Origin of the sequence: Pedobacter sp. (assembly GCF_045627485.1) — a bacterium.
Taxonomy (GTDB): domain Bacteria; phylum Bacteroidota; class Bacteroidia; order Sphingobacteriales; family Sphingobacteriaceae; genus Pedobacter.
On record NZ_JAZQNU010000115.1, the window covers coordinates 1 to 25,505 of the forward strand.

At 39.9% G+C, this 25,505-nt stretch carries 25 protein-coding genes; 6 read left to right on the plus strand and 19 right to left on the minus strand.

The window, feature by feature from the left end; all coding sequences use genetic code 11:
• The 4 genes from ACR2F3_RS08860 to pdhA form a co-directional block, all read right to left on the minus strand.
• The coding region (locus ACR2F3_RS08860) for a Ku protein (protein WP_432709620.1) at positions 1–257 on the minus strand (257 nt) is incomplete at its 3' end.
• Positions 258–353: 96 nt separating this feature from the next.
• On the minus strand, positions 354–1,757 hold the full coding sequence (gene hisS / locus ACR2F3_RS08865) for a histidine--tRNA ligase (RefSeq protein ID WP_432709621.1): 1,404 nt from the start codon (positions 1,755–1,757) through the stop codon (positions 354–356).
• A 62-nt stretch (positions 1,758–1,819) separates the two neighbouring features.
• On the minus strand, positions 1,820–3,457 hold the full coding sequence (locus ACR2F3_RS08870) for a pyruvate dehydrogenase complex dihydrolipoamide acetyltransferase (protein ID WP_432709622.1): 1,638 nt from the start codon (positions 3,455–3,457) through the stop codon (positions 1,820–1,822).
• A 29-nt stretch (positions 3,458–3,486) separates the two neighbouring features.
• Positions 3,487–4,482 (minus strand): pyruvate dehydrogenase (acetyl-transferring) E1 component subunit alpha, encoded by a 996-nt coding sequence (gene pdhA, locus ACR2F3_RS08875; RefSeq protein ID WP_432709623.1) that lies wholly within the window; start codon positions 4,480–4,482, stop codon positions 3,487–3,489.
• A gap of 230 nt (positions 4,483–4,712) precedes the next feature.
• On the opposite strand from pdhA, the gene ACR2F3_RS08880 reads away from it, so the two are divergent.
• Positions 4,713–5,267: a C40 family peptidase gene (locus ACR2F3_RS08880; protein ID WP_432709624.1), complete on the plus strand. Its 555-nt coding sequence runs from the start codon at positions 4,713–4,715 to the stop codon at positions 5,265–5,267.
• A 58-nt stretch (positions 5,268–5,325) separates the two neighbouring features.
• On the opposite strand, the gene ACR2F3_RS08885 is transcribed toward ACR2F3_RS08880, so the two are convergent.
• From ACR2F3_RS08885 to ACR2F3_RS08905, 5 genes are all read right to left on the minus strand, one after another.
• Positions 5,326–5,511 carry a hypothetical protein gene (locus ACR2F3_RS08885; RefSeq protein WP_432709625.1) on the minus strand — a complete coding sequence of 62 codons (186 nt, stop codon included), beginning with the start codon at positions 5,509–5,511 and terminating at the stop codon, positions 5,326–5,328.
• Between the two features lie 104 nt (positions 5,512–5,615).
• Positions 5,616–7,733 carry a carboxy terminal-processing peptidase gene (locus ACR2F3_RS08890; RefSeq protein WP_432709626.1) on the minus strand — a complete coding sequence of 706 codons (2,118 nt, stop codon included), beginning with the start codon at positions 7,731–7,733 and terminating at the stop codon, positions 5,616–5,618.
• A gap of 132 nt (positions 7,734–7,865) precedes the next feature.
• A complete protein-coding gene (locus ACR2F3_RS08895) occupies positions 7,866–8,498 on the minus strand; it encodes a hypothetical protein (RefSeq protein WP_432709627.1) in 633 nt (210 codons plus the stop codon).
• A 71-nt stretch (positions 8,499–8,569) separates the two neighbouring features.
• Positions 8,570–9,412: an isoaspartyl peptidase/L-asparaginase gene (locus ACR2F3_RS08900; protein ID WP_432709628.1), complete on the minus strand. Its 843-nt coding sequence runs from the start codon at positions 9,410–9,412 to the stop codon at positions 8,570–8,572.
• A complete protein-coding gene (locus ACR2F3_RS08905) occupies positions 9,409–10,287 on the minus strand; it encodes a cyanophycinase (protein ID WP_432709629.1) in 879 nt (292 codons plus the stop codon). Before ACR2F3_RS08905 ends, ACR2F3_RS08900 begins: the two co-directional genes overlap by 4 nt.
• A 230-nt stretch (positions 10,288–10,517) precedes the next feature.
• On the opposite strand from ACR2F3_RS08905, the gene cphA reads away from it, so the two are divergent.
• Positions 10,518–13,133: a cyanophycin synthetase gene (gene cphA / locus ACR2F3_RS08910; RefSeq protein WP_432709630.1), complete on the plus strand. Its 2,616-nt coding sequence runs from the start codon at positions 10,518–10,520 to the stop codon at positions 13,131–13,133.
• 96 nt (positions 13,134–13,229) lie between these two features.
• On the opposite strand, the gene ACR2F3_RS08915 is transcribed toward cphA, so the two are convergent.
• The 5 genes from ACR2F3_RS08915 to fumC are packed head-to-tail and all read right to left on the minus strand — an operon-like array spanning position 13,230 to position 16,989.
• Entirely contained in the window at positions 13,230–13,688 is a 459-nt protein-coding gene (locus tag ACR2F3_RS08915) for a ferritin-like domain-containing protein (RefSeq protein ID WP_432709631.1), read from the minus strand.
• Positions 13,689–13,722: 34 nt separating this feature from the next.
• Complete coding sequence (locus ACR2F3_RS08920; protein WP_432709632.1) at positions 13,723–14,283, minus strand: DUF1543 domain-containing protein; 561 nt, start codon at positions 14,281–14,283, stop codon at positions 13,723–13,725.
• Positions 14,276–15,082: a S1/P1 nuclease gene (locus tag ACR2F3_RS08925; protein WP_432709633.1), complete on the minus strand. Its 807-nt coding sequence runs from the start codon at positions 15,080–15,082 to the stop codon at positions 14,276–14,278. Before ACR2F3_RS08925 ends, ACR2F3_RS08920 begins: the two co-directional genes overlap by 8 nt.
• 1 nt (position 15,083) lies before the next feature.
• A complete protein-coding gene (locus ACR2F3_RS08930) occupies positions 15,084–15,578 on the minus strand; it encodes a fumarate hydratase (RefSeq protein WP_432709634.1) in 495 nt (164 codons plus the stop codon).
• A 13-nt stretch (positions 15,579–15,591) separates the two neighbouring features.
• Positions 15,592–16,989 (minus strand): class II fumarate hydratase, encoded by a 1,398-nt coding sequence (fumC, locus tag ACR2F3_RS08935; protein ID WP_432709635.1) that lies wholly within the window; start codon positions 16,987–16,989, stop codon positions 15,592–15,594.
• Positions 16,990–17,128: 139 nt separating this feature from the next.
• On the opposite strand from fumC, the gene ACR2F3_RS08940 reads away from it, so the two are divergent.
• Entirely contained in the window at positions 17,129–18,337 is a 1,209-nt protein-coding gene (locus tag ACR2F3_RS08940; RefSeq protein ID WP_432709636.1) for a serine hydrolase domain-containing protein, read from the plus strand.
• Between the two features lie 2 nt (positions 18,338–18,339).
• Here ACR2F3_RS08940 and recG read toward each other — a convergent pair whose 3' ends face one another.
• The 5 genes from recG to meaB all read right to left on the minus strand — a co-directional run bounded on the left by recG (position 18,340) and on the right by meaB (position 23,695).
• Entirely contained in the window at positions 18,340–20,445 is a 2,106-nt protein-coding gene (gene recG, locus ACR2F3_RS08945; protein WP_432709637.1) for an ATP-dependent DNA helicase RecG, read from the minus strand.
• A gap of 23 nt (positions 20,446–20,468) precedes the next feature.
• Complete coding sequence (locus tag ACR2F3_RS08950; protein WP_432709638.1) at positions 20,469–20,852, minus strand: RidA family protein; 384 nt, start codon at positions 20,850–20,852, stop codon at positions 20,469–20,471.
• A gap of 5 nt (positions 20,853–20,857) precedes the next feature.
• Positions 20,858–20,998: a DUF6728 family protein gene (locus ACR2F3_RS08955; protein ID WP_432709639.1), complete on the minus strand. Its 141-nt coding sequence runs from the start codon at positions 20,996–20,998 to the stop codon at positions 20,858–20,860.
• A gap of 74 nt (positions 20,999–21,072) precedes the next feature.
• The gene (locus ACR2F3_RS08960; RefSeq protein WP_432709640.1) at positions 21,073–22,407 is read right to left on the minus strand and encodes an OmpA family protein; all 1,335 of its coding nucleotides are present in this window, start codon (positions 22,405–22,407) and stop codon (positions 21,073–21,075) included.
• Between the two features lie 394 nt (positions 22,408–22,801).
• Positions 22,802–23,695: a methylmalonyl Co-A mutase-associated GTPase MeaB gene (meaB, locus tag ACR2F3_RS08965; protein WP_432709641.1), complete on the minus strand. Its 894-nt coding sequence runs from the start codon at positions 23,693–23,695 to the stop codon at positions 22,802–22,804.
• A 93-nt stretch (positions 23,696–23,788) separates the two neighbouring features.
• On the opposite strand from meaB, the gene ACR2F3_RS08970 reads away from it, so the two are divergent.
• From ACR2F3_RS08970 to ACR2F3_RS08980, 3 genes are all read left to right on the plus strand, one after another.
• On the plus strand, positions 23,789–24,457 hold the full coding sequence (locus ACR2F3_RS08970; protein ID WP_432709642.1) for a glycosyltransferase family 32 protein: 669 nt from the start codon (positions 23,789–23,791) through the stop codon (positions 24,455–24,457).
• A gap of 35 nt (positions 24,458–24,492) precedes the next feature.
• Entirely contained in the window at positions 24,493–25,380 is an 888-nt protein-coding gene (locus ACR2F3_RS08975) for a glycosyltransferase family 2 protein (protein WP_432709643.1), read from the plus strand.
• A partial coding sequence (locus ACR2F3_RS08980) for a glycosyltransferase family 2 protein (RefSeq protein ID WP_432709644.1) occupies positions 25,377–25,505 on the plus strand: 129 nt, incomplete at its 3' end. The genes ACR2F3_RS08975 and ACR2F3_RS08980, both read left to right, overlap by 4 nt.

Consider the following 25,505-nt stretch of genomic DNA (forward strand, 5'->3'; position numbering starts at 1 on the left):
GTTTTCTCCGGACTGGCATCCGCAAAATCCTGTTCATCAAGAATCACATAGTTATCATTTAGTAGATAACCTTTTACAATCTTATCGTTAGACACCTCTTTTCGTGTGCTTTCATTAATCCGCTGAAATCTAATCCGGGAATGATCTTTTGCATCAAGCATATCAAGATCAAGGTTGCTCTTCTGCACAGCAGAATAAAGCTTTACGGGGATATTTACCAAACCAAAACCGATAGATCCTTTCCAAATTGCTCTCATAGACGATAAATTGTCTTTGCTAAACACCACTAAAAGGTTCTTTGTTTTAATATAGCTCAGGACCAGCCTCCAATGAAGGAATAAGGCTTTTAAACTTTAAACTTGATTTTCTTTAATAAACATTTGTAAGCGAATCTGAATATCGGCCAGCGTTAGTTTTTGCTGATTACCTGTTTGCATATCTTTCAAAGTAAGAAGGCCGCTCTGCATCTCATCGCTACCAATAAGGATTACAAAAGGAATGTTTTTGGCATCAGCATAACTCATCTGCTTTTTTAACTTGGCTGCCGTAGGGTAAAGTTCTGCAGCAATGCCGGCATCACGTAGTTGCTGTAATAGTGGCAATGCATATATTTCGGCTTCTTTGTCAAAATTGCTAAACAACACCTTTGTGCCTGCAACAACGGTATTTGGGAAGAGGTTAAGTTCTTCTAACACATCATAAATGCGATCGGCACCGAAAGAAATACCTACACCAGTGAGTCCCTTTAATCCGAACATACCGGTCAGGTCGTCGTAACGACCACCCCCACCTATGCTACCCATAGCTGCTTCGTTTGTTTTCACTTCAAAAATACAGCCCGTATAATAGTTTAAGCCCCTTGCCAGGGTAATATCCAGCTCCAACTTCATATCCTTTGGCTGCGTGCCACATAGCGACACAATGTAACCGAATACGCTTTCTATCTCTTCTATCCCTTTTAATCCAATTTCAGAGGTGGCCAGCACTTCTTTTAAGCGGGCTAACTTCTCGTTGTTAGTGCCTTCCAATAAAATAACAGGTTTTAACACCTCGATGTCCGCAGCGGTAAAACCACGCTCCAGCAATTCTTTGGTTACGCCTTCAAAGCCTATCTTATCCAGTTTATCAATCGCCACCGTCATATCTATAATCAGCTCTGGTTTTCCTATAATTTCAGCGATGCCAGAAAGGATTTTACGGTTATTAATTTTTATTGAAAAATCAGTTAAACCCAGATTTTGCAAAGCCTCCTGGTAAATTAAGGTGAATTCAGCCTCATTTAGTAGGCTATCAGATCCTACTACGTCAACATCACATTGGTAAAATTCCCTGTAACGTCCTTTTTGTGGCCTGTCGGCACGCCAAACTGGTTGCACCTGGAAACGTTTGAATGGAAGAGCAATATCGTTCTGGTGCATTACTACGTAACGAGCGAACGGAACGGTGAGGTCGTATCGCAATGCTTTTTCACTCAAATAGGAAGTTGCCGCGTTTGAATTGCGACTATTTAGCAAATCAGCATCTACTTTGGCAAGGTAATCGCCGCTGTTCAATATTTTAAAGATCAGCTTATCGCCTTCATCACCGTATTTACCGGTTAAGGTAGAGAGGTTCTCCATGGAAGGCGTCTGGATTTCAGCGTAACCATATTTACGAAACACTGTTTTAATGGTGTCGTAAATAAAGTTTCTTTTGATCATTTCCTGTGGAGAGAAGTCGCGGGTTCCTTTTACTAAAGATGGTTTGATGATAGACATAGCGGCAAAAGTACAAAAAGTAAAAGGCATAAAAAAAGCTGCCTAAGCAGCTTTTCTATTTTTTAAACTAATAACCTAACAGGTTCTTCCAGAAGCGCCTTTAGGGTTTGGAGGAAAGCAGAACCGGTTGCCCCGTCTACTACGCGGTGATCGCAACTTAAAGTTACTTTCATTACGTTTCCTGGAACTACAGCACCATTTTTAACTACTGGCACTTGCGAAATTCCGCCAATGGCTAAAATACAAGCATCAGGTGGGTTAATAATGGCAGTAAATTCATCTATACCAAACATACCCAGGTTAGAAATGGTAAAGGTCGAACCTTCCCAATCTGCTGGTTGTAGTTTTTTAGCTTTGGCACGTTGTGCAAAGTCTTTCACTTCAGCAGAGATGTGAGATAATGATTTTCCATCGGCAAAACGTACCACAGGAACCAATAATCCATCTTCTACAGCTACAGCTACACCAATATTAACATGCTCATTATAGCGGATTTTATCGCCTAACCAAGAAGAGTTAACATTTGGATGTTGTTTTAAAGCAATAGCAACTGCTTTTAACACCATGTCATTGAAAGAGATTTTAACCGGCGCATACTCATTAATTTTTCCACGGGCGGCAATAGCACCGTCCATATCGATACTCATGGTTAAGTAGAAATGCGGTGCAGTAAACAAGCTTTCCGACAAACGTTTGGCAATAACCTTACGCATTTGGGTAACTGGTTTTTCTGTGTATTTCTCTTCACCGATGAACTGTGGAATAGTAGTACCTGTTTTCTCTGCTGCTGGTGCAGACGCCTGAGCGGCAGGTGCTGCTACTGCAGGTTTATAATTTTCTATATCTTTTTTGATGATGCGACCACCATCGGCACTACCTGCAACCTGTGCAAGATCTATACCTTTTTCTTTTGCTATTCGTTTAGCCAAAGGAGAAGCTTTAACACGTCCACCATCAGCAGTAACGGCTTCTTTTTGTTCTGCTGCAACTGGTGCGGCTTCTGTTTCAGGCGTTGCTGCCGCTGCTGTTTTACCAGCTGCTGCAGGTGCATCACCCTGGCTTAAGATACCGCTGATATCGGTTCCTTCCGGACCAACAATAGCAATAATGCCGTTTACTTTTGCTGCTTGGCCTTTTTCAACGCCAATATGCAATAAAGTACCCGCAGCATACCCCATTACTTCCATAGTTGCCTTATCGGTTTCTACATCAGCAAGGATATCATCATCTTTTACCTGGTCACCTACCTTTTTATGCCATTCTGCAATAACACCTTCTGTCATGGTATCACTTAACAAAGGCATACGAACTACCGTAACACCCATTTTCTCCAGGTCAGCTTCAGACAATGCAGGTGCCGTAGCGGCTTCAGCATTTTTCGCCTCTGGTGCTGGTGCAGCAGCTTTTTCTTCTTGCGCTGCGGGTGTAGTTTCTGTTTCTAATAAAGCTTTGTAATCTTCACCTTCTTTACCTACAACGGCAATTACTGCATCGATTGGAACGGCTTTACCTTCTTCAACACCAATGTACAATACTGTAGCATCCCAATATGATTCCAAATCCATGGTCGCCTTATCGGTTTCCACTTCGGCCATTACATCGCCGCTTTTAATTTTATCGCCAACTTTAACGTGCCACTTTGCCATTACCCCTTCGGTCATGGTATCGCTCATCTTGGGCATTCTAACTACTTCAGCCATTCTATATTATCAATGATAAAAGGTAAATATTAATCTAGTACATATGGGTAATTCTCCTGAACATATACATCAGTATATAGTTCTGATGCCTCTGGCCATGGAGATTCTTCAGCAAATTTCACAGAATCGTCAACGATCTGTTTCACTTTAGCTTCAATTTCTTCAATCCAGGCCTGGTCAGCATATTTCTCTTTCAAAATAACTTCCCGCACCAATTCTATAGGATCTTTAGCTTTGTACTCTTCTAACTCATCTTTTGTACGGTATTTCGCAGGATCGGACATCGAGTGACCGCGGTATCTGTAGGTACGCATTTCTAAGAAGGTTGGTCCTTCTCCGTTACGTGCACGTTGAGCCGCTTCATCCATCGCGTTGTGAACTGCAACAGGATCCATACCATCTACAGGAGCACATGGCATATCGAAACCTAAACCGATTTTATATATGTCAGTCATGTTTGTGGTACGCTCTACAGAGGTTCCCATTGCATAACCATTATTTTCACAAACAAATATCACTGGAAGTTTCCAAAGCATGGCCATATTGAATGCTTCATTTAAAGCACCCTGACGAACAGCTCCATCACCCATGTAACATACATTTACATTTTTAGTGCCCTTATATTTTTCTGCAAACGCAATACCTGCGCCTAAAGGAATTTGTCCACCAACGATACCATGCCCACCGTAAAAGTTAAATTCTTTACTGAACATGTGCATAGATCCACCTTTACCTTTTGAGCAGCCAGTAGCTTTACCGTACATTTCAGCCATAATGCTATTGGCACTAACACCTTTCGCTAATGCATGTGCATGATCTCGGTAAGCAGTAATCATGGAATCTTCAGGTTGTAAAGCAGAGATTGCTCCGGCTACAACAGCCTCCTGACCAATATATAGGTGACAAAAGCCACGGATTTTTTGCTGTCCGTATAATTGCCCAGTTTTCTCTTCGAATTTGCGCATCAGCAACATCGACTCAAACCACTTCAAATAGGTAACTTTATTAATTTCTACTGCACTCATTTTGGGTGTTGATTTTTTTACGAGAGCAAATCTACTTTATTATTGTAATATATCGAAGAAATTGAATGTAAAATACACATAGGCACAAGGCCAAATGTTAATAACTTTAAGAAATGTTAAGATTACATTTGGATAACATTTTGAAAATCCATAGTTTTGGAAGAATGACAATAAGCCCTTAGCGGTGTAAGTTTAAGTGCAAGTGCTTTTTACCCAAACTTAATACAAACATGATAAAGAAATTTTTGTTTTCTTCGTTAGTTGTGCTATGTGGATCTACCGCAGTTTTTGCACAATCAAAAGATAAAGAAACCAACAAATTAGCTGATCCCGATAATTTAGCTTCCCAGTATTTCTCACAGGTGATGGGTGTTGCCATGGACGCAACATCAAACATCAAACTCTACAAATTCATTTATGAATGGATCGGTACTCCTTACCGTTTTGGAGGAAACTCTGAGAAAGGCATAGATTGTTCTGCATTTACCAAAACAATCTACGACAAAGTATTTAACACCACTATTTTAAGAAATTCAAGAGATATCTTTAGCATGGTTAATCCTTTGCCTAAAGACGAATTGAAAGAAGGAGATTTGGTTTTCTTTAAAATAAAGAGCAGAAGCATTACGCATATTGGCATTTATTTAGGAGATAACCGTTTTGCTCATGCATCCACTTCCAGAGGTGTTGTTATCAGCAACCTTAATGAGCCTTATTACTCACGTTATTTTTATAAAGGCGGCCGTATTCTGGATGGTGTAAAAAGCGATCTTATACAAGAGTAAGTTTTAAACAACCATATTTAAATGCTCCTAAGTAATTAGGAGCATTTTTTTTGATCAATTATGCCTCGTCTTTAGTATTTCTAACCAGGCCGATACCTGATACGAAAAAGATAATCCCAATGATCGCGACAACGATCAGCTCACGCATTTGTATACTGTGGTTGACGAAGCCCAATCCGGCCCAGATAAGTCCAATGATGCCTAAAATTGTTAAGATTGTTCCGAAAGTACGTTTTACATTCATAAGTTTAGATGATTATGCTTGCATAAATACAATATCTATGCCGGGATGTAAATAAAAAGGGATGCTGTATTGAATACAGCAGCCCTATCATATAAATTGAGTACTTATTTTTGAATCTGCATAAGGTCGGCCATTACTTTTAAACTCTCGTCTTCTACAAAATCGAAGCGTTCTTCTTTGGTGCTTTTATCCCCTTTTTTAAGCGGTGGCAAACCACGTAATTCCCTTAATTTGTTTGTTCTGGCTAGAGACTTTGCTTCCAGACTATCTCTCTCAGCTTTTAACTTCGCAATATTAAGACTCACTGACACTTCATTTTCTCGTTTCTTCATATCCTGAATATCCTGCTGAAGCAGCTTGTATTCTTCCGATTTTTGCATCCGCTGATCATGAAGCTCCTTTAATTTTGCTTTAGTAGCTGTTAAATCGGTCACCGGCACATAGGTCGATTTTCTGATTTCGTCCCACGGCAATGCAGAAGGCTCTGTATCCTCTCCAATTTTATCCATTGGATAAACAGAAGGAAAAACTATATCCGGCGTCACACCCCTATCTTGTGTACTGCTCCCAGTAACGCGATAGAATTTCGCCATTGTCAAGTTTATCAAACCTAATTGAGGCATATCGGCCGCACCACCAGCTACACTTACACCGTCTTTGTTGACTAAAGCAGCCAGTCGTTGTAAAATTGAGCGGTTAACCAAACTATTCAGGTCAATTGACGACTGCACCGTGCCTTTACCATAGGTTTGAGTGCCGAAAATCAGTCCACGTCCATAATCTTGAATTGCTCCCGCAAAAATTTCAGATGCCGAAGCGCTCAAACGATCTACCATAACACCGAAAGGACCATTCCATACTGCACCGGGCTCTGTATCTTCATCTACTTCAATTCCACCTCTTAAATCTTTAACCTGCACTACTGGACCTTTATCTATAAATAGGCCGGTTAGACTAATTGCCTCTAACAATGATCCGCCTCCATTTGCTCTTAAATCCATCACCACTGCGTCTACCTTGTCTATAGATTTTAAAGTGTCAAGCAGCAGCCTTACATCACGTGTGGTACTTTTATAATTAGGATCACCAGCCTTGGCCGCTTTAAAGTCAGCGTAGAAAGCTGGAACCTTGATAACTCCAATCTTATATTCTTTACCGCCAGACTTAACCGTCTTTACCTCTTTCTGTGCAGATTGATCTGCCATAATGATTTTTTCACGCACCAGCTCAATGATGACTGGTTTTGCCGACATTTCTTGTCCTGATGGTATGACTTTCAATCGTACTTTAGTACCCTTAGGGCCTTTAATCTTAGCTACAGAATTTTCTAATCGCCATCCGATAACATCTTCAAATTCACCGTCACCTTGAGCAACACCTACAATACGGTCGCCTGCACTAAGGGCTTTACTTCTGAAAGCAGGACCACCTGGTATAATCTCGCTGATTTTGATCACTTCGTTATCCAGCTGTAACCTAGCACCTATTCCTTCGAAAGAACGAGCCATATCTTCGGAAAATGCCTGCGCATTAGATGGGTTAAAATAATTTGTATGGGGGTCTATGGTTACTGTAAAAGCATCCATAATGGACTGAAATACGTCCTGGTTATTAATTTTACTAACCTGGGATTTTAAATTCGTATACCTTTTGGTTAAAGTTTCGATGTTCTTTTCATCATCAGTGCCGGCTATTTTCAAGTTAACCAACTCGTACTTCACCCTCTTTCTCCAAATGTCCTGTAGTTCAGCAGCGGTATTTGCCCATGGCATTTTCTCCCTGTCGAACACGTAGGTTTCATCTTTAGAAAAATCATACTTCTGCTTCACATGTGAAATCGAATAATTGATCCAATCATTATAACGCTTTAAATAAACGTTAAAAATGAAAAAAGGCCCACTAAGATCCCCATTTCTGAAATCGTCATCCAGTGTGTTTCTGTATTTTTCAAAGGCCTTGATGTCTGAACTTAGAAAGTAATTTTTTGAAGGGTCAAGCGCCTTGATATAGTTATCAAATACCAGCGATGAAATGGAATCATTAAGCTTCAACTTCTTATAGTTGTAATTCTCAATCAGCGCAACCACCTCTCTCGCTACCAAACTTTGTTGCTCAGCCGGTTTTATATTTGGAATGCCTTCCACCACCGGCTGTTGTTTTGGTGAGGCCTGACAGGCCAACACAGCAGCGGTAAAAGTTACCAGTAGAATTCTTTTCAACATTTGCTTAAATAATTTAAAATCCATTTGTTTTATCAACAACCAATATGATACCAATTTCTGAAATAACCAAAAAAGAGACAGTATTATTACGGTCTCTTTTTGGTAAACTTTAATACTGACAAACTATGTCAGTTATTTTTTTGCGTTAACCTTTTCCTTTAATAGCTTTCGCGTATTTTTTAACTGTGTATTATAATGATTCACCTTATTGGCGCGTGCAAAAACCTCTGCCCTGCTTACATCCTTTAGGGCAAGGTTGTACTCTTTCCTCTTTATTTTGACATGGATAATACCCATCATGGAATCAATATAAGCGGTGTTGTTATGCAATTGCCTCGCAAGTATGCCTTGCTGGGTATAGAACCATAAAGATTCCGTTAATTTATTCGATGCATAATACACTTTCCCTAATTGGTGATAAGACTCCATTTGCCCACTTCTATGTCCGATACGAGAGTAATTTTTTAATGCTACGTTTAATATGACCTGCGCAGCTTCGTTATAATGGTTAAGTAACAAATGGACATTGCTTAATTTGAGTAGAGCGGTACCGTATAACAGGTATTGTCCTTTAATGTTATATTCAAAAGCCGCCTTTCCATACAAAGTTAAAGCTTCGTTTAACTGCCCTCTTTTTTGCGTTCGCTCTGCTTCAGCAAAAAAAGCGTCCCCGTCTGCTTCATCATCAAGTGTGGAAACCGCAATATGAATGGAGGCTCCTTCTCCCAGCGGAGATGGCGTAATAAAATTACTCGTTTGTGCCATAGCTCCGAAGCTAAATAACACACTACACACCGTTAGGCAAACTTTATACATATTACAAATATAAACTATTTTTAGTTAAACACCTGTAAACTACCATCAAAAGCTGCCCAGACCATATAATCATGGGAATCTAAATGATAGACCTCGCCAGCAGCGGTGATCCCGATAACACCTGCAAAACCGTCGATGGCAGCCAATTCGACAAAGGATTTCTTTGTAGCCGCTTTAAGCGTACTACCGTCGGTTACCCGGGTAACAATTTTTGTTGCTAGCGCTGTATTTATAATGTCTTCTCCCACACCGGTACATGACACCGCGGCGTGTGTATTGGCGAAATTTCCGGCTACGGTTGCTGAATCACTTACCCGGCACGGCATTTCAAATCCTTTACCCCCGGTTGATGTCGCTGCTGCCAAAAAACCATCGCGATCCAGAGCTACACAACCCACCGTCCCTTTCCTATTTGCCTGGTTACGTTTTTCTTCAAACTCAGCTTGTCTTTGAGTGGTGATAGGATTGAAATAATGAAAACCATGTTCCCTTGCAAATGCCAGGGCCCCCGCCCCACTTAATACACGATCGTCATAGGCCGCCAATCGTTCAGCAACCTGAATAGGGTTTCTGACATCTTCAATATTAATGACCCCACTAAAACGTTGCGTTTTACCATCCATTAAGGAGGCACTTAACCTTACTTTCCCATCGCTTTGTATCTGTGACCCTAGGCCCGCATTAAACAAGTGATGATCTTCAAGTAAACTTACTGCAAACACAGCCGTTTCGGTTGCACTATGGTTTTGTAAATAGTCATAAGCCGCAGCTAAAATCTCACTTAAAGCCTTTTGTTTGGCTATCTTAGTTTCCTGGTTTCTATTTGATTCGCTAAAGAATCCACCGTGTATAATTATCTTCATGAAATGGCACCTATGCTTTTAGGATGATGGATAGTTAGCGTATGTTCTGAGAGGTCGTATAAATCGCCTTCACACATCACGTGAACCACCATGTTTTTAATAGATACTGGTTTTCCCATTTCGACATCGGTTAGATTAGTGTCGGTCATTTGACGACCATCAACAAGTATGACCATACCCGAGCCAATGGCTTGCATCATATGGCCATTTGTAATATATAGTCCGGTATCTTCCCCTAAACCGATGCCCAGGTTACCCGGATTACTAGCTGCCGCGTATAATAAACGTCCTATTCTGCCCCGTTGCACAAAATGTGTATCCACGATAACGCCGTCAATAAAACCTAAACCCCCGGTAATTTTAACCTCACCTTTAAGAAGCGCGTCTTTGCTACTTCCCTGGTAGATCATGTTCTTGGAGCTAGCTGCAGCGCCTGCCGAAGTTCCTGCAATTACAATTTCTTCATTTTGGTACTTTTCTAGCATAATTTGGTGGCTTTTAGTTCCACCGAAAATAGACGACAGGCGTAATTGGTCACCGCCAGTAAACACGAGTACGTCTGCTGCTTGTATACGATCACAGTTCTCCAGAGAATTTGCCTGCTCGCGGCTGCTGATGTTTAGTACACCAACGTCGTGAACATCTAACTGTGCGAAAGCTTTAATATACTCTTCCCCAACTTTCACAGGAATTAAAGAAGCTGTAGTAATAATTTCAAATCTCGACGTTGTTTGATGCAAAGACTCCACAGTAATGCGTTTTAAAATGCCTCTTTCGAAGAAATTCATATTTTGTGGTAAACCAAATTGGGTTTCTGTGAAACTACCTGTATCTATTGCACCACCAATAATTATTAATTTGCCTTTTGGAGTCATTTTAGTCGCTTAAATCCCTACTATATCAAATATATGGGCTATGATTTAATATCTGTCCTTTTTTATTAAAAGAATACGACGAATTAACAATATACACTAAAAAAAGTGATCAAATATTTTATTAAATTTATAGACAAAAAATCAATCTATGGTTTAGTTGGTTTTGGCTACATAATTGCAGTGCCCCCAAAAACCGACCATTCCGGCAAAAACGAAAAAACGAATCATACATGAATATATTAGGCATTCAAGTGCTCAGAGGACCAAATATTTGGTCGATTAAAAGAAAGAAACTTATTCAAATGCGTCTGGACTTGGAAGAACTGGAACAACGACCAACAAACTTGATTGATGGATTTGGTGAGCGCCTTAAAAAAGCTATTCCCAGTTTATATTCTCATCGCTGTTCGAAAGAACATGCTGGTGGATTTTTCGAAAGAGTTAAGGAAGGTACCTGGATGGGCCACGTGATTGAACATATTGCCCTCGAAATACAAACACTTGCTGGCATGGATACTGGTTTTGGTCGTACACGTGAAACCAGAACACCTGGCGTATACAATGTAGTGTTCAGTTATATTGAAGAAAAAGCAGGCAAGTACGCCGCTGAAGCTTCGGTACAAATTGTACGAGATCTAATCAATGGAGACGAATGCAACCTGGAAGAACACATTCAAAAATTGCGCGAACTTCGTGAACTGGAACGCTTAGGCCCGAGTACAGGCTCCATCGTTAATGAAGCCATCGCCAGAGATATTCCCTGGATCAGGTTAAATAAAAGCTCATTGATCCAGTTGGGATACGGTAAAAACCAGGTGCGTTTTAGGGCAACCATGACCGAAAAAACAAATAGCATAGCCGTTGACATTGCCTGTAATAAAGACGAAACGAAAAGACTATTGCAGGATGCAGCTATCCCCGTTGCTGCTGGCGTAACCATTTCGACAGTAGAAGAGCTACAGGGCGCCCTTAAAACCGTAGGCTTTCCGCTCGTATTCAAGCCTTTGGATGGCAACCATGGAAAAGGAGCCTCGATAAATGTTAAAACAGAGGCTGCTGCACTGGAAGCGTTTGAGTATGCTAAACAATATTCAAGAAAAATTATAGTAGAACGTTTTATTACAGGTTACGATTTTAGAGTGCTCGTTATTGACCACAGGATGGTTGCGGCGGCCTTACGCGTTCCTGCCCATGTTAAAGGAAATGGTCAGCTGACCGTAAAGGAATTGATTGATCAGGAAAACACTGATCCACGTCGTGGTTACGGACATGAAAATGTGCTTACAGAGATTGTGGTAGACCGTGATACCGAAGATTTGTTGGATAAGAAAGGCTACACCCTGGATACAGTAGTACCCAATGGAGAAATCCTTTATTTAAAATCAACGGCAAATTTAAGCACAGGTGGTACGTCTATCGATGTGACCGATCTGGTGCACCCTCAAAATGTCTTTATGAGTGAGCGGATTTCCAGAATTATCGGACTGGACATCTGCGGAATTGATATCATGGCCGAAAACCTTACACAACCCCTTACAGACAATGGCGGGGTGGTGCTGGAGGTGAATGCCGCACCAGGGTTCAGGATGCACCTGGCACCAAGCGAAGGCCTACCAAGAAATGTAGCCGAACCGGTAATAGACATGTTATATCCACCAGGAAAATCTGCGAGGATACCTATTATCTCTGTTACTGGAACCAATGGTAAAACAACCACTACACGCTTAATTGCACATATTGTTAAAAGCAATGGTACGCGGGTAGGTTATACCACCTCAGATGGGATATACGTTCAGAACACCCTGCTAATGAAAGGTGATACCACTGGTCCAATTAGTGCTGAATTTATTTTACGTGATCCTACAGTTGAATTTGCCGTATTAGAAACTGCACGCGGAGGAATATTACGGGCAGGTTTAGGTTTTAATAAATGTGACATCGGCATTGTGACAAATATACAAGAAGACCATTTAGGCATTGCGGATATTCATTCACTTGACGACCTGGCCCGTGTAAAAAGCGTTATTGTTGGTGCGGTTAAAAGAACCGGATGGGCGGTGTTGAACGCAAATAGTAGTCATTGTTTGAAAATCGCTAGCGATGCCGATTGCCAGGTAGCCTTATTTAGCACCGATGAAAGTAACCCCGCTATTATTGCACATTGCAAAAAGGGGGGCACTGCTGCCATTTATGAAAATGGTTACATTACTATTAAAAAAGGCGACTGGAAAATCAGGGTCGATAAAGTTACCCATGTTCCTTTAACTTTCGGGGGCACAGTGGAATTCATGATCGAGAATGTGCTCGCAGCAACATTAGCTACTTTCCTATGTGGCTACAAAATTGAGGATATCAGAATGTCACTGCAAACATTCATTCCTTCAGCAGCACTTACTCCGGGTCGCATGAATATCTTTAAGTTCAAGGAATTTCAAATCATGGTAGATTTTGCCCATAACCCTGATGGCTTTAATGGCATTAAGGATTTCCTAAAAACAGTGGAGGCTACTGAACATGTTGGGGTGTTTTCTGGTACAGGTGACAGGCGCGATGAGGACATTAAGGAAACTGCCAGAATTGCGGCCATGATGTTTGATAAAATAATTATTTGCCAGGAAAAATACCTCAGGGGACGTAATCAACAAGAACTGATCGACATCCTTTTAGATGGCATTTATGAAATTAAACCTGATATGGAAGTGATTATTAACAATAATGGCGATGATGCACTGAAGTATATCATGGCTACAGCCAAATCCGGTTCTTTTTACACCATATTAAGTAACACTATTGACAACGCCATAGTTAAGGTAACAGAAAATTTAGATAAGGAATATGGGGTGTAGTTATTTATTGAACTTTCAAAAGTTCAACTAAAACAAGCAAAAAAAAGGTTGTATCATTTTTCACAATGGTACAACCTTTTTTATTTATAATCGGGCTTATGAAGCCTGCATATCTCTTAAGCTTTTTATCTGGTCATGCGACACTCTTAACTCTGCTTTTTGCTCTGCAATCAGCGCTCTAAGGTGTTCCGACAAATCTTCTTCCTCTAATGCTGTTTTGTAAGCTTTCTGTGCCGCATCCTCACCAAATTCACAATTTTCCAACACTGTCTTGCGGTCATGCCCCGTAAATATAGCTTTTACATCCATCCATGTCCGGTAGATTTTACCAGAATTGGTAGTACCGTGATCAACATCAGTACCCAAAGCCTGAACCTCGGTAGCTAACGCTAATTTATGTTTATGACTTTCGCCAATCATTTTTACAAACAGCGCCTTTAAGTCACTATCCGCTGGCTCTAACTCTGCCATTGCTTTTTCGTAACCTGCAATGCGATCATTATTGATTTGTATCAGGTCGTTTAAGATTTCTGCGTTTATTTTGCTATTTCCCATATTGATTTATGTTTGATGTATGGGAATAACAGCTTCATCCTAAAATAGTTTTTAGTTTGAAATATCCCAGGTGTATTTCGTCAATTGCCTGTGAGGGCATAGGATTGACAGACAAACTGTAGTGGTCACGGAAGCCGGCAGGCAGAATGTCCTCAACCTGATATATGTCATCAACGTCGATACCATATTTATCATCGATATGCGCGTTAGCTCCCGTAAAACCAGTGTGTTTAAAAAAAGCAGTTTGTTTAGCTTGTTGTGTAGCAGAGGCGAGATCCGGTGCAACTACCAGTAATTTGTAATGGGGCTCGTCAAATTCACCTGCTTTGTAACCACCCAGGTTTATGAAAAACAACTTATTCTCCATGGGCCCAGAAGTTTTAGGCACCACCGACACTTCATACCCATCAACATGCGTAACTTCCCTCCAGGCATCCAGGTGCATATTATCTTGTGCTTCCGGCCAAAAGGCCTTGGCATGAGGTATAGTTTCCTTTAGAGAACCAGCCAGGGAAAAAAAAACATCATGTTGTTCTGTATGCCTGCCAGTTGGTTTACAGCCCAGCATGATCATGTACAATTTCAACTTATCCATAGATATCGTTGATTATCTTGGCCAATCTGACACCGCCTTTAAGAAGTTGTTCATTCAGTGTCTCCACATGGTCAAAGTTATAGCGATAACTCAATTTATCGTCTGGTTTAGTTGTGGCATAGATGACATTACAAGCTTCATACGATTCGAAAACCATATCCTGTAAAGAAGCAGCCTGCCAGGTTTTAACCTGAGTTTTCGTAGGGTGATTGATCGCTTCTGCGTATTCTGTATAACTAAGACGCTGATAATCCACCAATTCTTCATCCCACACTTTGTGGAGATTAGATCTGGCTCCGAACCAGGTAACGTATACTTTATTTCCGCCAAGATCTTCTTTCCTAGCTGTGTGCATAGGCTGGTGAAGATCGCCAACAAGGTGGATTAATACGCGCATGGCCATTTGCTGCTGTGCAGCAGAACTTTGCTTATCCTTTAATATGTTTACCATGGCATTAATCTGGCCGTAAACATTTGGCACTTTCTCTGTATTCAAAAACTGGTACACCCCCTGTTTATCTAATCCGCCAGGCAGATTAACATAATGCCAGGAGCCCATATAGTTAAAAGAGGTATCTGATTTAATGAAATCAGGCCAGTTGCTAGCCATAGCGAGTGTTTCGGATCCTAGAACATGCTTTACCCCTTTTAGGCCTTTCTTTGTTAAATAAGATTCTGCTACTTCGCCAACTACACGGTGGCCAATCATGCCCCAGGCACTAACTTTAATAGGCATATAGGTAAAAAGAGCAAGCGCTAAACCAATCTTTACTTTATTTTTAACTGTTTTAATGTTCATTCTATAATGGCTTTTGCTCGCATACAATTCTTTCCTTCAACGCTAAATTTATATCACGCTGATCATTGGTACTCTCCATTTGGATAAGATTAGGACTAATGGATTTAACATAAAAACTTTTTACGTAACGCCCGGTATGGAAACATCCGGATACCTTTTGTTTATAATTCGATTTGGTATAATCGCCTTCCATAAAAAGGCTATCGTTACGCACCACATATACCCCTTTAGCATATTCCTTCCACACCCCGTTGTTAAAACAGGAATCGGCATAGTAATTTACTTTAGAATAGGTGGTAAGGTCAACATAAAAAGAATCACAGGTAAACTTAAATTTATGTTGCGTATAACTTAACAGTTTGTCTGCGTTTGCAATGCTGTCCTGATTCCACACGCCCTGAAGGAAGGCCTCTCCTTTTCCTTGTACGTTTGGCAGTCTTTTGCAAGCTGTGATTACACAAACGAATAGCAGCAAAAGGAAGAGGTTTTTTATCATGTTCCTGTTCAAATTATTTTAAACTTCCTACCATTTCTGATGGTTTAACCCACTCATCAAATTGTTCGCTTGTTAACAACCCAAGTTCTACTGCTGCTGTACGAAGTGTTTTGTTTTCTTTATGTGCTTTCTTAGCAATCTTGGCAGCATTTTCATAACCAATATGAGGATTTAATGCAGTAACCAACATTAAAGAATTTTCCAGGTGCTTTTTAATCTCCGGAAGGTTTGGCAAAATACCAGCTGCACAATGGTCATTGAATGACACGCATGCGTCACCAATTAACCTGCCTGATTGTAATACATTAGCAGCAATAACAGGTTTGAATACATTCAGCTCAAAGTGACCATTTGATCCGCCTATACTTACAGCCACATCGTTACCAATCACCTGCGCACAAACCATAGATAATGCCTCAGGCTGTGTTGGATTAACCTTCCCTGGCATAATTGATGAACCTGGTTCGTTATCCGGAATAATGATTTCACCTATACCTGAACGTGGACCAGAACTCAACATTCTTACATCATTAGCAATTTTCATTAAGGAAACTGCCACACGTTTGTAGGCACCAGAAAGCTCAACCATTGCATCATGAGCCGCTAAAGCTTCAAATTTATTTGGTGCAGTAACAAAAGGTAAACCGGTAAGTTCGGCAATCTTTTTTGCTACCAACACATCATATCCTTTTGGTGTATTTAAGCCTGTACCAACTGCAGTGCCACCTAGCGCAACCTCAGCAATCATTTCTAGGGCGTTTTTTACCGCTCTGATCCCATTGCGCAATTGTTGTGCATAACCTGAAAATTCCTGACCTAATGTTAAAGGCGTAGCGTCCATAAAGTGGGTACGTCCTGTTTTAACGATATCAGCAAATTCTTCCGCCTTGGCTTCCAAGGTAGTACATAATTTCTCTATTCCAGGCAGTGTAATTTCAACAGCTTGTTTATAGGCAGCAATGTGCATTGCCGTTGGATAAGTATCATTTGACGATTGCGATTTATTCACGTCATCATTCGGATGAAGCACCTTTTTATTATCGTTAAGGTCGCCACCATTAATCACATGCGCACGGTTGGCAATAACCTCGTTTGCGTTCATGTTACTTTGTGTACCTGAGCCGGTTTGCCAGATTACCAAAGGAAACTGGTCGTCTAAAGTTCCAGAAATCACTTCATCACAAGCTTTTACAATTAACTCTTTTTTATCATTAGCTAAAACACCCAATTCCTGGTTGGCCATTGCAGCAGCCTTTTTCAAATAACCAAAGGCATGAATGATCTCCTTTGGCATGGATGCCTCAGGCCCAATCCTAAAATTATTACGTGATCGTTCAGTTTGTGCGCCCCAATATTTATCAGAAGGCACCTGTACTTCACCCATTGTATCGCGTTCCGTTCTAAAAGCCATAATTTTATAAGTTTTGATGCAAATTTAAGCTTTATCTTCAAACGTGAATGTAAAGAAACCAATAATGTTTAAAACAATTTTACGTTTAAAGGGGTATATTTCTTAATTTTCCACCTTTTAAAAGAACCCGTTTTTATTCATGACCTATCAAAAATTTTTCGTGGTGGCTGCTTTAGCCACTTTTCTATTTACAAGCTGTTCCTCATCCAGTAAAGATACCATTGACCCTACCATTAGAACAGAAAATGACGACAAGACAGATAGTTTATTAATTGTTTACAAACCGGAAAAAGAGGATAAATTTATTGCAGATTTTGTACAGAACCTGCACAAAAAATATGGTTTTAACGGCAATGTGTTAGTAGCTAAGGAAGGGAAAATTATTTACCAGAGGGCCATTGGCTGGGCAAATTACTTACACCGCGACAGCCTTAAAATAAACTCAGAATTTGAACTTGCATCGGTAACAAAACCTTTTACTGGAACCGCTATTATGCAACTGGTAGAAAAAGGGAAATTATCCCTTAAAGACGATGTAAAAAAATTCTATCCTAATTTCCCTTATGAGGGAATCAATATTAAACTGTTGCTTACCCACAGAAGTGGAATGATGAATTATGTGTATTTTACTGATGGTATATGGAAAGATAAGAAGAAACCCATGAGCAATCAGGATGTGATGAGACTGATTGAGGAACACAAACCGCCCCGTTACGCTAAACCAGATACGCGATTCCATTATAATAACTCAAACTATATGGTTCTTGCTGCCATCATCGAAAAAGTAACTGGTAAAACTTATGCAGATTATATGATGGAAAACGTGTTTATACCTGCGGGTATGAAAAATACTCACGTTTATTCTACAACCGTATACCCTAAAATCCCGGTTGATGTAATAGGTCACGACCGTACTTGGAGGTATTCTGTAGTACAGAACTTTTTAGATGGTCCTGTTGGTGATAAAGGAATCTACAGCACCCTGCATGACCTTGTATTATTTGATAACGCCTTACATAAAGGTAGACTACTTAAAAAAGCAAGTCTCGACTCTTCTTATACCGGCCACAACAAACCCATTAATGGCCACTTCAACTATGGTTATGGCTGGCGTTTGTTTGAAGGAGATAAAGGACGCAAGGTCGCCTATCATACGGGTTGGTGGCATGGCTTCAGACACATTTACGTTCGCGACCTGGACAAAAAAATTGTTGTAATTTTCTTGGGCAACCTGACCAATGGGAGCTTGCTGCATCTGGATGATTTATACAAGCATTTAAAGATGCCTATCATTCGTAAAGGAGCATATTCTGGAAGCGGATCAATTCCTGGTAGCGACGAGGATTAACTTTATGATATTTTATCGAAAGAGATCCCCTGGTTCTTCTTTTCTAAAAAACTTTTAAGCAAATGATTTTGAGGAAGCTCCAATAAAGGATCTTCCTCAAAAATGGCTATAATTGTATTTCGTGCTTCCTGCAAGATGATTTGATCCTTGGCAAGGTTTGCCATTTTTAAATCCAGCACACCGCTTTGTTGTGTGCCAGATAAATCACCTGGACCTCTCAATTGTAGGTCAATCTCCGAAATTTCAAAACCATTATTAGTTTTCACCATGGTCTCAAGCCGAAGTTTTCCTTCCCGGGTAAGTTTGTTCCCCGACATCAATATACAGAAAGATTGTTCTGCACCTCGCCCCACACGGCCACGTAACTGGTGCAACTGCGACAAACCGAACCGTTCGGAATTCTCAATTACCATTACTGAGGCATTAGGTACGTTTACCCCCACCTCAATGACTGTTGTGGCCACCATAATCTGTGTTTTCCCTTCAACAAAACGCTGCATTTCGTATTGTTTATCGGAATTGGTCATCTTTCCATGAACCACACTAATCTGGTAATCGGGCAAAGGAAACTGATAACGCATCTGTTCAATCCCTGCTTCCAAATAAAGTAAGTCCAATTTTTCACTTTCTTTTATCAAGGGGTAAACTACATAAACCTGCCGGCCTTTTTTGATCTCCTCCTTCATAAAACCAAACATACGTAACCGTTGCCCTTCATATAAATGATGGGTTTCAATAGGTCGTCGTCCGGCCGGGAGCTCATCGATAACTGACACATCCAGATCGCCATATAAAGTCATAGCCAAAGTACGTGGAATTGGAGTGGCGGTCATTACTAAAATATGCGGGGGAATAACATTCTTGCGCCATAACTTAGCACGCTGTTCTACCCCGAATCGGTGTTGTTCATCAATCACAACAATACCCAGGTTTTTAAACTGGACTTTATCTTCAATCAGGGCATGGGTACCTACCAGTATGTCAATCTCCCCATCCTCAAGTTGCTGATGAAGCACCGTGCGTTGTTTTTTAGTTGTACTTCCTGTAAGAATGGCCACTTTTACGAAATCGTCCTGTATAAGCGCGGCTAGCGATTCGTAATGCTGCCGGGCCAATATCTCTGTAGGAGCCATCATACACGCCTGGCAACCATTATCATTGGCCAAAAGCATACTCATCAAGGCGACAATGGTTTTGCCGCTTCCAACGTCGCCCTGTACAAGCCGATTCATTTGAACACCACGTTGAGTGTCCACCCTAATCTCCTTGATCACCCTTTTCTGAGCATTAGTTAGCTCAAAAGGGAGCATTTCACGGTAAAAGGTATTTACCTTGTCACCCACCTTATCGAAGCGGATGCCTCTATATTTCAGGGATCGCTGTTGTTTAGTATTAAGCAGTTGAAGCTGAATAAAGAATAATTCTTCAAATTTAAGTCGTCGCTCAGCATCCTGTAAAGCCCGGGCCGTGGCAGGGAAATGAATATTCAGAATAGCTTCACGCTTACTTACCAACTTATACTTATCACTAATGTAATTTGGGAGGGTTTCCTTTACTTCGCGGAGATGTTGCTGAATTACCAAGGCCTGGAGTTTCTGGATTCCTTTACTGTCCAGAAAGTGTTTCTTAAGCTTTTCTGTGGAATTATAAATAGGCTGCAACGTTAAGTTACCTGTAATTGTTGTAGGCCTTGGATACGATTCCAATTCGGGATGAGAAATGCTATAGGTGCCATTAAAAACATTAGGTTTACCAAAGGCAATGTATACCTTTCCACGCATTACATTTTCATCTACCCATTTTAGACTTTGAAACCATACCAGCTCTATTGTCCCGGTTTCATCTGTTAATTTTGCAACAATGCGCTTTTTATGCTTTTCACCAATAAGCTGCTTATCAGTAATTCTACCTATAACCTGCACAAGTGGCAGTTCAGGATCCAACTCGTTTATCTTATAAAAACGTGTCCTGTCGATATATCTGAAAGGGTAATAATTTAAGAGGTGGTCATAAGAAAAAATGCCCAACTCCTTTTTCAAGAGCTCGGCACGTTTGGGACCAACACCTTTCAGGTATTCAATAGGGGATGTTAAAATTCCTGTATACAAAATTTATGTTTTTGCTTAATTGACTAGGAAGCCTTGAAAGCAATTGCCGAAATTTCTACGTTAACACCTTTAGGTAAACCTTTTACGGCAACAGTTTCACGCGCTGGAAAATCCGAAGTAAAATAGGAGCCATAAATATCGTTCACATCAGCAAACAAGCTCATGTCAGAAAGAAATATGGTTGTTTTTACAATATGTTCAAAATCGTAACCTGCCGCTACTAACAATGCACTTAAGTTAGCCATAACCTGTGTAGTTTCCGCCTGGATAGAATCCTGCACTAACTCACCGTTGGCAGGATCTATTGGAACTTGTCCGGAAATATATAGAAATCCATTTGCTAATACAGCTTGACTGTATGGACCGATCGGCGCTGGCGCATCGGCAGTATAGATGATTTGTTTCATCAAAGTTATTTTAAAATAAGTAGGTCAATTAACTTCCAAATAATACCGGCAAGAAATATCAATATAGCCAGCGTATTTATAAAATGCATGGCTTTTAGACTACCGCTAGTGGGTCTGTTGCTGTCTTTTTTTCGAAAGAAGTACATACACAAATGTATAAATAAAAAAAGAGGGCTTCGAATATCGAAGCCCTCTTTTTCAAGTATGTTGTTAAGAAAGATTAGTTTCTTACAGATTCAACACGACGGTTAAGGATACGACCTTCTTCAGTATCGTTAGAAGCGATTGGATCAGCTTCTCCATAACCTTTAGTAGTGATCTGGCTAGAATTAACACCAGAGTTTACTAAATATGTTTTAACAGAATTTGCTCTGTCTTTAGATAACTTCATGTTGTAAGCTGCAGTACCTTCACTTGAAGCATAACCGTTTAAAGTTACTTTACCACCACCGTCACGTAAAATTGAAGACAATTTATCTAAGATAGGGTAAGCCTCAGTATGTAATACTGAACTGTTGAATTCAAATTGAATTGGCTCAAAACCAGTTACGTTACCGCTAAGAGTTGTTGTAGCTACTGGAAGAGGACATCCTGAACCATCAACTGCTGTACCTGCTGGAGTTCCAGGGCATTTGTCAAATTGATCAGCAACACCGTCACCATCAGTATCTTTTTTCAAATCTTCAATAGATCTTTCTACGTTAGTAACACGAGTTTTTAATGCTTCAACTTCTTGACGTAATGAAGGATCTTTCAATTCATCATACATTAAAGCAAGTGGGTTAACCCAGTCTAAGTTCGGTTTGTCGCTTGAACCTAGAGAAAATTCTAAACCTGCATAACCGTAAGAAAATTTATCTTTTGAAGTTGGTTTAGCATAAACACCATCAAAGTTATCGCTATCAATAAAGTGCATAGTGTAACCTAAGTTAAAAGCTACACGGTCAGAAACTTTAAATTTAACACCAGCACCAACTGGGATATAAGCTTCTTTAACATATTCTTTATCTCTTGAATCGCCAGCAATACCTTTCCAGTCAGCAACTGTACCACCTTCTAAAGTAACTTTAGGAGCATAAGCGATTAAACCGTAACCAGCAGAAACGAAAAAGTTAACTGAGTTCTCACGACGTAAAAAGTCAACTGTTGCAACATTAACAACACCTCTTAAATCTGCAGAGTATCCAATTTCAGTTTCGAATTCTCTAACACCGAATTGTGAACCACCTGGAGCATCTTTATTTGTTCCAGAAACTTTTCCACGGAAAATGTTACCTTCTAATCCAAATGCATGTCCTAATTGTTTTTTCAATGATAAGCCGTAACCTAAGTTAACGTCTTGATTAGTGAAATCGTTAGTACCACCGATAACCAAGAATGGAGACATAACACCTGCATTCACACCGATCGACCAAGTTCTGTACTGTCCTCTTCCACCAAATACCTTGGCTGAAGATGTTGTCATAGTAGAATCCTGTGCACTTGCAAGAGTCGTAGCTCCCATTAATGCGACAAAAGAAACTGCTAGACCTCTTTTTAAAGTAGAATAATTCATAATTTTCTTTTTTAAGGTTAAACAAATTTTAAGTGTCTAATTTTTTTTGTGTAGCAAAATTAAACAAATTTTTAAATTCTCAAACTGTTATACAAACACCGTTCCAAACTTATACATTCAGACAAAATACACCATTTGCTAGGCTGAAATATATACAATATAAGATAACATCACGCCTATAATTGTTACAGAAACCCGCTAATTAATTAATATTCAATATTCTAACCACATAATTAATGTTTAAATATTATTTAATACGTATGTCATTATAATTTAAAGTTGTTAATTATAAGCCTAGAGGCAATAACTTAGAAGTATTTATCGCCTCAAATCTTTCAAATATTATATATCTAAATACAACAGTCCTGTTTTTTATACAGATTTACTGCGCATACTAATTCCTCCAGCGGTCAATAAAACGATAAATATTGAAATCGGATTTTCTTATCGCGACTTTTACATCTTCTCTGAGTTTTCCTTTATCTACATCTCGCATCCGATGGTGCTGTATGATCCTAAAGGCCTTTTCAGCTAACAAGTAGGGCCTAAGCTCATTATCATATTCAATTGGGGTCATCAACCAATTACACAAAGCGTCAACGCCAACATCCTTTTCAGCCACTGTCTTAAAAACAGGCAATTCTGTATGCTGTTGCCGAAGCAGTTTTAACAAATTATTTGCAAAAATATCGGCACCGTCCCGATCAGCTTTATTGACCACAAATCCCTGAGCTATTTCCATTAAACCAGACTTAATGTTCTGGATTTCGTCCCCAGACTCAGGAACTAAAACAACAACAGTGCGGTCAGCCAAACCTGCAATTTCCAACTCCGACTGCCCCACCCCGACGGTTTCAACGAGTATAAGGTCAAAATCTGAAGCCCTCATTACATCAACCATTTCTATTGTTTTTGTGGAAATGCCACCCAAAGCGCCCCTTGTTGCTACAGAACGAATAAATACATTAGGGTTATTAAATTGTTGAGCCATTCTAATTCTGTCACCGAGTAAAGCTCCAAAATTGAATGGTGATGTCGGATCTACAGCCAAAATGGCCACTTTTTTATTGCCTTCAACTAATTTTGATGTAATCGAATTTACCAGTGTACTCTTCCCTGCTCCCGGGGGCCCCGTAATTCCAATTACCGGTACTTCAGCACGTATACGTAAAGCGCGTAAAAGATCTGCCGATGGCTTTATTTCATTTTCAACGAGCGTTAATGCCCTTGCCAAAGAAATAAAATCACCTCCTGTAATTCCTTGAATTAATGTTTCTGTAAGCTCCATGCATAATCCCTTTTGTTTACAAATAAATGGAAAATATTTAGATTTGCAGAGACTAAGCTGAAGTGGAATGAGTTATGGATTAAAGCTGAAATCATGCCGATTCCAAGAATCTTATATCAGACCTTCAAAACATCTAAACTGCCATTCCTGACTCGTTGGCACATTGCCAGTTTACGAAAAAAAAATCCGGAATATGCTTATGAGTTTTATGACGATGCCCGCATAGATCACTTTCTAAAAACAGACTTTGATCAGGAGGTGTTCAAATTATATAAAAGAATTAACATTGGTGCTGCAAAAGCCGATTTCTTCAGATATGCAGTATTATATAAGAAAGGGGGAATCTATCTGGATATCGACAGCGCAATTAATGGCAAACTAAACGACTTTATCCTTCCTGACGATGTCGCAATTATTTCAAAAGAAAGGAATGAAGGCCTTTTCGTGCAGTGGGCATTAATATACGAGGCCAACCATCCTTTCCTTGAAAAAACAATAGAACTTGTGCTGGAAAACATCAGGACAAACAAATATAAACACGATGTCCATAAAATGACCGGACCCCAGGTTTATAGCGATGCTATAAATTTATGCCTAAAAGAAAAACCTAACATCTCTTACCGACTATTTGGGACAGACTATCAGGGGCATTTAAAGTTTAAATATCTCTTTAGTAAACTGCTGTATGATAAAGGGGAACATTGGAAGGACAAGCAACTCACTACGCCAGTTCTGCACAGCAAAGAAACAGATCAAAAATAAAAGATATCTTTGGAACCTAAATACCAGATACCTCAATGAAAGTAACCGGCTTCACTTTTATCAGAAATGCAATAATTAATGATTACCCCATCAGTGAGGCTATTCTTTCGGTTTTACCTTTATGCGACGAGTTTATAGTCGCCTTAGGAAACTCTTCAGATGAAACTGAAACCCTAATTCAAAATCTCGCCCCAGGCAAAATTAAAATTATTAATACCGTTTGGGATGACTCATTAAGAGCAGGAGGACAAGTATTTGCGCTGGAAACAAATAAAGCCATTGCCGAGGTCTCTAAAGATAGCGACTGGATGATCTATATCCAGGGAGATGAGGTTATACATGAAAAGTACCATGAACTTATTAAAAGTGAGATGGCCAATAACCTTAAAGATCAAACTATTGAGGGCCTGCTTTTGAAATACAAGCATTTTTATGGTTCTTATGATTATTTCGCTGAATCTCGACGCTGGTATCGACGTGAAATTCGGATACTTAAGAATTTACCAGGCATTCATTCCTATAAAGATGCTCAAGGCTTTAGAATTGATGGCCGAAAACTTCGTGTTAAACTTATTGATGCCTACATATACCATTACGGCTGGGTAAAAACTCCTGCTGCGCTTCAAGGAAAGGTTAGAAATTTCAATCAATTTTATCAAACCGCCAATTGGGTGGAAGAAAATTTCCCCGTTCAGCAGTCTTTTGACCTGCGTAATGCTGATCGACTGGTTAAATTTACCGGAACCCATCCAGCAGTTATTGCACCTAGAATTGCCGCTACAAATTGGAAGTTTGAAGAAGACATCACCAAAATTACCCCTAAAATGAATTTAAGACGTAAGGTGTTACAGAAAATTGAAGATATTACCGGTATCAGGTTATTTGAATACCGTAATTATAAAATAGTCAAATCATCTTCATGAAGAAAAGTCTTTCCGTAATAATCCCTAATTATAATGGTAAACACTTGCTGGAATCCTACCTGCCTTCAGTATTTGAGGCTTTGGAAAATACTGGTGTTAATTATGAACTCATTATTGTTGACGAT